Here is a 1,431-nt window from a genome sequence, read left to right as displayed (position 1 = left end):
CGCCGCCGAAACCCGAGGCGCCGGCGAAGCCGACGCGCAGCGCGCTGGACATCGCGGGCTTTCGGGCGCGCCTCAGCGAGCGCCCGGCCCCGCCTCCGGGTCCGGCGGCGCCCTCCGCCGAGTCGGACGACACGCCCGCCATGCACCCGCTCATCGCCGTCATCGGCGTGCTGGTGCTGGTGAACGCCGCGGGCGCGATCCATCCCGGTCTGGCGGTGCTCGTCTTCCTCGCGGCGCTCATCATCGGCGGCCGCCGGCTCTACCGCCGATGGAAACGCCGCCGGGGCCGCTAGAGCCCCGGCCGGACGCGTCGCCGCACAATCCGGACCCATCCTGCCGACCCTCGCGCGATCGCGCGGGCGCGCCGCGTCGCTGCGTCCGCGAAAGCGGCTCTGCGCGGCCATGGAGGCTTCGGGAGGCCCAAAAAGTGGACGAAAACAGCCTTTCCACTTGAAAGCACCTATTTTGTACTCCAAGTTGGATGCATGAGACGGCCCGCGCCCCACGCCAGCACGACGCTGAGCTATCTGCTTTCGCCCACGGCCGAGCAGCGCGCCGCGATCGACCTCACCTTCGAGCGCTACGGTGAGATGGGCCGCATCGTGGCGGAGCTTCAGGCCGGGGCGGGCAGCAATCTCGCCGCCCTCCATGACCGGGCCTATGCGGCCATCCGGGAGCGGACCGGGCTGCCGGCCCGCCTCATCACCCTCGGCCTCCGGGACTTCACGGCCCATGCCTGGGACCCGGACCTGTTCGGCGTGCCGCTCGACGACAAGCTGTTCGCGATCAAGGGGCCGGACGTGCTTTCGCTCTCCACCGTCCAAGGACGGGTGGAGATCACCTACGACGTCGGCGGCTACTCCGCCGGCTGGCGCGACCCGTTCTGGGCGCGGCTCGTGCGCGACGGCGACCGCTATGACGTGCGTGTCGGCGTCGCTCCCCGTACCTCTCACGACAAGGATGGCGCCATGGCCCGCGACAGCATCCTCTCCCGCGTCGGCCGGCTTCTCGCCGGCGTCGCCAACACCGCGATCGATCAGGCGGAGAACCGCAACCCGGTCGCCGTGGTCGAACAGGCGATCCGCGAGATCGACCGCTCGGCCGACGAGGCCCGCGCCGATCTCGGCAAGGCGCTGGCCGAACGCCACCGCATCGAGGCGCGGCTGCGCGACCTCGGCGGCGAGAAGGCCGGCTACGACGCCAAGATCGAGACGGCGCTGGCGCAGGGCCGCGAGGATCTGGCGCGCGCCGGCGTCGCCCGCCAGATCGACCTCGAAAGCCAGATCGAGGCGCTGGCCCGCGCCGCCGCCGAGATCGCCGAGGAGGTGGAGGACGCCCAGAAGGCGCTGGCCGCCATCGCCGGCGCCGGGCGCGGGGCGGAAGCGCGGCTTAGCGAGCTGAAGCGTTCGCTCGCCCGGCACGCGCCGGAGG

The 1,431-nt window shown here is 72.6% G+C and carries 1 protein-coding gene and 1 pseudogene; both read left to right on the top strand.

What is annotated here, in order from left to right; genetic code table 11:
* Window positions 1-293 (top strand): annotated as a pseudogene (locus ACFQ4O_RS17515) (RNA-directed DNA polymerase); the annotation flags it as partial.
* 192 nt (window positions 294-485) lie between these two features.
* A partial coding sequence (locus ACFQ4O_RS17510) for a PspA/IM30 family protein (protein ID WP_378777655.1) occupies window positions 486-1,431 on the top strand: 946 nt, incomplete at its 3' end.

Source organism: Methylopila musalis (assembly GCF_042679725.1).
Lineage (GTDB): Bacteria > Pseudomonadota > Alphaproteobacteria > Rhizobiales > Methylopilaceae > Methylopila > Methylopila musalis.
This window is presented reverse-complemented; position numbering and strand designations above follow the sequence as displayed.